The 8,205-nt window shown below is 62.5% G+C and carries 7 protein-coding genes; 6 read left to right on the forward strand and 1 reads right to left on the reverse strand.

What is annotated here, in order from left to right; all coding sequences use genetic code 11:
* Window positions 1-20 precede the first annotated feature (20 nt).
* Entirely contained in the window at window positions 21-926 is a 906-nt protein-coding gene (locus DQ229_RS05820) for a hypothetical protein (protein WP_155326450.1), read from the reverse strand.
* A 382-nt stretch (window positions 927-1,308) separates the two neighbouring features.
* Between DQ229_RS05820 and DQ229_RS16245 the strand changes: the two genes are divergently transcribed.
* The 6 genes from DQ229_RS16245 to DQ229_RS05850 all read left to right on the forward strand — a co-directional run.
* On the forward strand, window positions 1,309-1,458 hold the full coding sequence (locus DQ229_RS16245; RefSeq protein ID WP_155326451.1) for a hypothetical protein: 150 nt from the start codon (window positions 1,309-1,311) through the stop codon (window positions 1,456-1,458).
* 1 nt (window position 1,459) lies between these two features.
* Window positions 1,460-1,600, forward strand: a complete 141-nt coding sequence (locus tag DQ229_RS17010; RefSeq protein WP_114965335.1) for a DUF4236 domain-containing protein — start codon at window positions 1,460-1,462, stop codon at window positions 1,598-1,600.
* 515 nt (window positions 1,601-2,115) lie between these two features.
* Window positions 2,116-2,583 carry an invasion associated locus B family protein gene (locus DQ229_RS05835; RefSeq protein ID WP_114965336.1) on the forward strand — a complete coding sequence of 156 codons (468 nt, stop codon included), beginning with the start codon at window positions 2,116-2,118 and terminating at the stop codon, window positions 2,581-2,583.
* A gap of 134 nt (window positions 2,584-2,717) precedes the next feature.
* Window positions 2,718-4,121, forward strand: coding sequence for a ShlB/FhaC/HecB family hemolysin secretion/activation protein (locus tag DQ229_RS05840; protein WP_114965337.1), 1,404 nt, complete (start codon window positions 2,718-2,720; stop codon window positions 4,119-4,121).
* A gap of 8 nt (window positions 4,122-4,129) precedes the next feature.
* Window positions 4,130-4,735 carry an invasion associated locus B family protein gene (locus DQ229_RS05845; RefSeq protein WP_114965338.1) on the forward strand — a complete coding sequence of 202 codons (606 nt, stop codon included), beginning with the start codon at window positions 4,130-4,132 and terminating at the stop codon, window positions 4,733-4,735.
* A 99-nt stretch (window positions 4,736-4,834) separates the two neighbouring features.
* Window positions 4,835-8,205: leukotoxin LktA family filamentous adhesin (locus tag DQ229_RS05850; protein WP_114965339.1), on the forward strand; the 3,371-nt coding region annotated here is incomplete at its 3' end.

An 8,205-nucleotide genomic window follows, 5' to 3' on the forward strand; every position in this document is an offset into this window, starting at 1 on the left:
TGCGGCGGGTGGCGACGCTGTCAGACGTGGTTGCCGCCCTGCCCTGAGCCCAGAAACCGGCTGTAGAAGGCGATGATCCTGCCGCGCGCCGGGCCCATGGTGCGGTCCGACCAGATCAGCACCCGGCCCTTGCGGTCGGTGATGCGCCCGCCCTCGGGCAGCTCCATCAGCACCTCGGGCTTGATCGCCGCATCATTGAGCGTGACCGCCACCTGCCGCGCCCGCCGGCGCCGCGCGCCGGGCAACAGCGCCTTCAGGTAAAGCCAGGGCGTCCACCAGAACATGTATTCCCAGGTGAACTTGACCGCAAAGCGCCGCGGCAGTGCCTTCATCTGCGGCTGTGCGGCCCAGCTGATGAACCGCTCATCCGCCACGGTGGGGCGAAATTCGTTATAGGCGTATTGCGCGGCCAGATTGCGAAAGCGCGCGGCGATATGGCTGCATTCGGCCGGGTGAAACACCACGACCGAGGAATTGCCCCGCGCATATTTGCGCCCGCCCGTCAGCCGGGCCGCCAGCCGCCCCAGCGGACCAAAGGGGATGACCGCGCTTTGCAGCATCAGGATCGAGTCGCGCCGGGGCATCATCGCGACGCCTTGCCCCAGATCGCCCAGCACCACGGTGTCGAGGTCGATATAGATCGCCGGAAGATCGTCGGGCAGCACGCCCGCCTCGAACATGGCAAGCTTGGCCTGACAGCCGCCGCGCAGGTATTCGGGGCGCAGGAAAAACGCAGGGAACGGACAGATCCGCACCGCCGGGTCCAGCCCTGGCTTGTCAGCTTCGGTGATCAGGCAAAAGCGCGGCGGCCGCGCGGCATGGGCGCGGATCGCCGCCACCAGCGTGTTGATGTAATCGACCCCATAGCGATCGCCCCAGCAGACCATCACGCATTGCCAGGTCGGGGGCAGAGGGGGCTGGGTCATGTCTGGCCGGATTCCTTCAGGGTTGCGGCGACAATCTAGACCGGCGATGGGAAACTGCAACCACCGATGCCGCGCATGGCGGGAGACCAGCCGCGCCGCCAAACTGCTCGATGACGGGTTGAAAGCCTGGCGCACTCGGCCGCTTGGCGAGGTGAAATATGTGACCCTCGCCGCGCACTACGAAAAGGAGCGCCATGGCGGTATCGCGCACCGCCCCGCCATGAACCGTTCGGCCTTGCCCTTGAACCGGTGGCGGGCGGCCTCAGGGCGATATCCAGCGTGGCGCTGACATCTTTGGCCCTCATGTTGGGGCAGAGCTTCCAGCCCACGATGTGGTGCGAGAAGTCGTCTAGCACTGCGGACAGGTAGAACCAGCCCCATCGTGGAACAGCTGACGATAATGCTTGGAGCCGAGGTTGCGCTGAAACTCGAGATTGCCGCAGAAAACGCCTCTGGTCGCGACCGAGCCAAAGTCAGAACGCTGATGGAAAATGCCAGCACGCTGGGCTTCATAGACAAGTCGGTGGAATGAAGTGCCCTTCCGCTTCTGGCACCTTATTCGTCTGGTATCCGGGTTCACGCTGAACCTGTCAAATTCGACGGTATTGCTGTCGCTCGGCCCGCGCGGTGCAATGTGCAAGAAAGACCCCCATGGCCATTGGCTAACCACATGATTTTCAAGAGAGAAATATTATCTACGTGTCGCATGGCCGCAAGTGGGCTATCCGCAGGGGTGAAGCATGCCTTTGGTTCGATATAGGCCAAGTCCTATTCTTGTTACCAGAATCAGGCGCTATATCATAAGCTTAGAGGCCTCCCTCGGGGCGAGGCTCTTTGCGTTCCGCGCCTGTGTCAGCAAAGTGCCTACTTGCCGGGCGGCGTGCACGGACAGCCTGTTCGAGGGCATGGGGTTGGTTCACCACAGCGACCGCAGGAGCCGTTCTCCGGCTCACCTGTACTGTTCTGGAAACTGAAACCATGGTCGCGTAGCCAACGACAATCAGCCCCTGCAAAAACTGGTGTGGTTAAAAATGTGTTGTAAACGTGCAGCTTAATGTGCAAGATTTGAAAGATATTGTGTTCGTTAGTTTCAGTGTGAGTTGGTTTGGACTTGTCGGGCGGATGTCACTCAAAGAGCGGTCGGCGTAACGCTTCCCGGAGCGGGGTTATCCTGCTCGCGGCGGTGACCATGACCATTTCGACGTCATGGGGCGTCGCGCAGGGCGACGCGACCGAGCAATTTCGTGACTGGGCGCTGGTGTGTTCAGAGGCGGGGGAATGCCGCCTTGCGCAGACCCTCATGTCTTCGGACAGGGTCTGGCTGGGGACTGTCATACTGCAACCTTTGGCGCAGGGGGAACAGGCCCGCATGGCTGATCTTTTCGTTCCGCTGGGCGCGCATTTTCCCTCCGGAGTGTTCGTGGGCCGGGGCGGAGGAGCAATGCAGCGCGCCGAGTGGGTCCATTGCAGCGAGGTTGCTTGCGAGGCCCGTTTTCAGCTTGACGGAGAGGGGGAGCGATCGTGGCGTGCAGGCCAGACGGCCGAGTTACGGTATCGTCCGTCACCTTCGGCGCCGGCGGCGAGTATCGACATCTCGCTCATGGGTGTCACGGCTGGTTTGCAGGCGCTCGATCAGTTGGCGGACGATAACGGATGAGGTTTGGTCGTTCATCCGGGGCGCTCCGGGGAGGTGTTTTCGGACTCGCCATGTCAGCTATGCTGGCTGTCGCTTCGCCCGCCCTTGCGCAGAGTTTCTCGATTTCCGGTGTGTAGTTCGACGCATCTGAGTATATCTCTGACGCGGAACTTCAGCGGATCGCGGCCCCCTATCTGAACCGCACCATCACCTTCGATGATCTCATGGAACTCGTCGATGAGGTGAATCGCGCCTATACTTTTGCCGGTGTAGTGACAGCGCAGGCCGTGTTGCCACCGCAGGACATCGCGGATGGGGTGCTTCAGACTCGTCTCGTCGAGGCGATGATCGAAGAGGTGGATACTTCGCCGCTCGAACACACGAACCGCGAGTTCATCACTGCCAATATCACGCTGCCGACGGAAGAAAGGCCGGATTTTGAACGGCTGGAGCGCGAACTGAGAATCTTCGAGGTCGCACATGATTTCCGCCCCGTGCTCAGCTTCGGGCCAGGCCAGCAGTTTGGCTATGCCCGTGTCGAGGTGGGCGGGGACGAGCCGCCGCGTTTCTCGCACACGCTTTCGTTGGATAATTTCGGCTCGCCCTCAACGGGCGAAGTCCGGCTGACCTATTTCGGCCGCTGGAGCAGCGTGACGGGGCGGCGCGACATCCTTTCCCTTCAGCTGCGCGGCTCACAGGGCGCGCGCTCGGTGGCGGCCGGCTATTCGCTGCCGATGGGGGGTGGTGGCGGGCGACTGGCCTTCTCGCTCAACTATGCGCAATCCGAGGTGATCTCGGATCCCTTCAGTCCGATCGACTTGCAGACCGACTCGGCCTCGGCAACGCTTTCATACAGCCTCCCATTCTGGGTGCAGCCGGATCGCCACTGGCAGTTCAGCAGTGAACTGACTTATGAGCAGAGCGAGTCGACGCTGTCGGGCATCGCCTTCGAGAATGCTCGGATCTATGATCTGACGCTGGGTGTGTCGCATCAGCGCGATTTCCCGAACGCGCTGCTGGCCTATGCTTTCGGGCTGCGCGTCGGCAAGGCCGACCTGGAGGACGCGAGTGAGACGGAAGGCAATTTCGCACTGCTTTTCGGCAACCTCTCTTATGCGCGGCGCTTGGGGGACTGGGGCCTGTGGACCTCGACGGCGTTGATGCAGTTCGCCCATCGTCAGAACCTGCCATATGCGCGGCTGCTGAGTGCGGGTGGCGCGGCTTCGGTGCGCGGCTATCCCAATGCCGTGCGCAGCGGCGACAGCGGAATCATCGTGCAGACCCAGGTTTCGCGCGCCCGCCCCTGGGTAGTGAGCCAGGAGCGCGGAGTGGACGTGACGCCCTTTGCCTTTCTCGATGCCGCACTGATCGTGCCTTATCGTGAAGACGGCGGGATCAATACAGATCAGGACATTCTCGCCTCGATCGGGGCGGGCGCGCGCATCGAGTTCCGGCGCGGTGTCATGGCGTCGCTTTCTGTGGGTATGCCTTTGCGCGACACGCTCGGGTTCAAGGCTTCGGGTCCGACTGGGTATCTCGCGCTGGACTGGACTTTCTGAAAACTGGAATGAGGAAACCTGTTGTGAAGAAAACCTTGCTTGCATCCATAGTGCTGCCGTTTCTTGCAGCCCCGGCTCTGGCGCAAGACACATCCTCCGATGGCGGGCTGAGCGTCGGTGATCCGGGGGATGCACCGCTGGTGCTCGCGCCCGGTGCGTCGCCAGAGGGCGCCGAGGTGCTCAACAACACGCTTTTCGGAGACTGGCTTGTCAGTTGCGAAGCCATCACCGTGACCCGTGTCGCATGCAGTATCGTGCAGCAGCTTTCGGTTGCGGAAACCGACAGGCTCATCGTGCGCATGGTTGCTGTGCCGCAGGGCGAGGATTCTGCCGTGTTGCTCGCGCAGGTGCCGATCGGGGCATATCTGCCGGGTGGCGCAGTTTACCGGTTCGATGGCGACGACGGCGAGCAGCGCAGCATGGTCTGGCAGCGGTGTCTTGGTCAGCTGTGCGAGGCGGCAATCCCCCTGGATTCCGAGGAATTGGCCCAGTTCGAGGCCCATGACACATTGCTGTTCGGCTACCGTCCGGACATCCAGGCCGAGCCGATCATCGTCGCGCTCGACATCAGTGAATTCAACACGGCGCTGAGGGCGATCTCGGCGGCCAGGTAAGGCGTTTCAGGCACCCGGCAGGATCGGCCGCGGCGCACCATTCGAGGAGTGAAGGCAATGGGCAAGTACGGAAAGGTTCGGTCCGGTCGTCCGTTGCGCATGCGCGAACGTTTCAAGATCATGGTGGCGCTGCTGTCCTCGACGGCGGTGGCGCTGTCGCCCGCGGTCGCGATGGCCTCGGGCGGCATCGTCGCGGACGGTCGTACCGACACCAGCATCGTGAATTCGGGCAACATCACCGACATCACCACCGACACCATACGCGGCGGCAATGCCTTCAACTCGTTCGAGCGCTTCTCGGTCGAGCAACTCCAAACCGTCAATTTGCACCAGCCCGAGGTCGCCGGGGCGCTGATCAATGTCATCCGCAACGGCGTGACCAATATCGAGGGCACGCTGAACACCCTCCAGGGCGGCGAGATCGGCGGCAATGTCTTCATGGTCAGCCCCGACGGGATGGTCGTGGGCGCGGGCGGGGTTATCAATACCGGCAACCTCACGGTCTCGACCGCGACGCATGGATTTGCCGATCGGCTGATCGGGCCGGGCGGCATGATCGACGATTCTGCAGTGGCGCAGCTTTTTGCGGGCGGTGAACCGCTTTCCGCCCATGGTGCGATCGAACTCTACGGCGAGATCAACGCCCGCAGGCTGGAATTGCGCGCAGGCGCGCGGATGCTGCTGGATGGCCGCATCAACGTGATCGACTCGACGGGGGAGCAGACCGCCGCCCCCGCCGTGAATACCGATGGCGCCGAAAGCGCCAGCGGTGTTACCGTCAGCGGTGGCGTGATCCGCCTGCATTCCGGCGGCGATATGAGCGTCTCGGGCCAGGCGACAGCACGCTCGGGCGATGATGGCGGGCGCATTGCCATGACCGCCGGTGGTGATATCGACGTGCATGCAGGCGCCGATATCTCTGCCGACGGGGTGGGCGACGGCCATGGCGGGCTGGTCTATCTGTTCGCCGATGGCTCGGCGCTGTTGGAAGAAGGGGCGCGTATCGGTGCCAGCGCCGTGGCGGGCGATGGCGGCTTCATCGAGTTCAGCGCGCGCGAACGCGTGAGTTTCGGCGGGACGCTTGACGCCACCTCGCAGGAGGGGCGCGCGGGGGTTGTCTATATCGACCCGGCCGTGATCGAGGTCACCGCGGATGTCTACACTGGCGGGGCGACCTGGATTCTCGAAGCCGATGAGCGGATCACCGTAGACAACGGGGTTACGATTTCGACCCGGCAGATTGCCGGCGGCGCCGGGGGCGACCAGGCGGGCGCAAATTCGACCGGGAGTTCGGGCGACCTGATCATCACTGCCCCGATCATCGACGTTGATGGCGCCAACCTGTACGCGCATTCTGATAGCGACGATTATGACGGCGGGCTGATCGCCCTTCTGGCGCGGGCCGAGGGTGATGCGACGTCAGGGCTTGTGGCCTTCGACGACTCCGTTGCCCGCATCTCGATCACCGACGCCACCCTGCACGGCGGGGCCATCTATATCGGGGCCTATGCGCAGGCCGAGGGGGCGATAGCGCCCGACAGTTCCGCCAGCGGCAGCGACGGGTTCCTTAAGGCCGTGCTCGATGTCGGGCTCGATCTGACCGGCAAGTTGATCAGCGGCGATGGCCTCGAGACCCGCGACTATATTCAGGCCATCAACGACCTGGCCGAACCTTACGGCGACAAGATCCCGATCCAGGTCGCCTATCTTACGGCTGATGCCGAGATATCGATCATCGGCAGCAGCCTGACCGCCGATGGCAACTGGTCCGGCATGACGCCAAGCGACGGGTTCGACACCAGCGCGACCTCGCTAGCCGACAACGGGGTTCTGACGCCCGACGGGTTGGCCGAAAGCGAGTATGAGTTCAGCGCGGATCATGACGATGCCGATGTGGACAGTGACGGCCAGCCCGATTCCTTTACCGCACGACTGGCGCATGCCTTCGACACCTCGGGCGATGCGATCTATATCCACGCCCATGCCCAGACCGATGTGAACATCGAGCCGGGCAGCGATCCGCTCAACCTTCTGGTTGCGATCACCGATACGACCAGCCGCGTCACCATCACCGATACGACCTTGATCAGCGGTTCGGGCGACATCGTGGTCAATTCGACAGCGACAGAGAATGTGAGCACCTCGCTCGACCCGAAATCCTACAAGGACATCGCGGCGGGCATCACCATTTCGGTGCGTGATCTGACCAACCAGGTTCTGGTGAATGGCGGCTCTATAGATGCCGCCGGCGACCTTACGGTGCAGGCGCTGACCGGTCTCAATCATCACCTCACGACCGAGGCTGATGCCGGCAAGGAAGGCAAGTTCGCGCTCGCAACTTCCGTTTCCATCGGCAACACCCTGACCGAGGCCGTGCTGGGCGGAGATATCACGACAGGCGGCGACCTGAACCTGCTGGCCGAGACGCTCTATTTCCGCAAGGAGCACACCACCGGCGCGACACTGGGCGTCGATGAGCCTCCCGAGGCCGCCGATGCCAGCGAAGAGGACGACGCCGACGACGCGAATAACGATCTGTTCGGCTTCATGAACAGTTTCAAGGACAAGATCCTCGGGCAGGACAATGGCGATGCTGGGACGGCGTCCAGCGACTTTGGCATCATGTCGGAGGGTAGCGGTAACGACGAAAGCGAGAAGCCCGGCTTTGCCGGCGCGCTTGCGGTCGATATCTCGCTCGATAACAACGACACCTTCGCCACGCTTGGCGGCCAGTATCGCGACCTTGACGATGATCGCGCGCTGGTCGACCTGGCGGCCACGCCTGTTACGGCGGGCGGTGCGATCGATGTGAATGCCGTTCTGCGGTTTGCAGCCAAAAACACCGACGAGGACGACCCGGCCACAGGCGAGGGCGGGCAGGGGCTGCTGCGCGCTGTCACCAGCGATGTGGCCTCGCTGACCGAGGCGATGAAAGAGCAGCTTCAGGAATACAACGATTCCGTCGGCCAGGATGACCAGAAGACCGAAGAGGAATTCATCGGCGATTTCGGCTATGGCGTGTTCCTGAATGTGCCCGTTGCGTCGATGACCGGCGTGACCCAGGCGGAATTGGGCGGGAACCTGAATGTTACCGGCGCGACCTCTGTCAATGTGCAGGCGCGCACCGCCTATCAGAACGCGCGCCCCTGGGAGCAGAGCCTTTCGGAACTGCTGAAGGACTATATCGAACAGGTGGCGAGCGATTTCGCCTCGCCCGAGAGGGATGAAGCGTATGATCCGGAAAACTTGCCCGATCCGTTTGAAGACCCACAGCAGACCCTCGACAATTTCTTCAACCTGCCCGACTACCTGACCACGCGTGTCGGGGCCGGGGCCGAAACGCCCAGCGATAGCGAAGAGTCGGATCAGCAACTCGCCATCGGCGTCACGGTCAATTATTTCAACACTGTCCGTCGTCGAATGATTTGGGATAGTCGGCGTGATTTTGGTCTGGAGGGCTCCGGCTCTGT

It is taken from the genome of Alkalilacustris brevis, from assembly GCF_003350345.1.
Taxonomy (GTDB): domain Bacteria; phylum Pseudomonadota; class Alphaproteobacteria; order Rhodobacterales; family Rhodobacteraceae; genus Alkalilacustris; species Alkalilacustris brevis.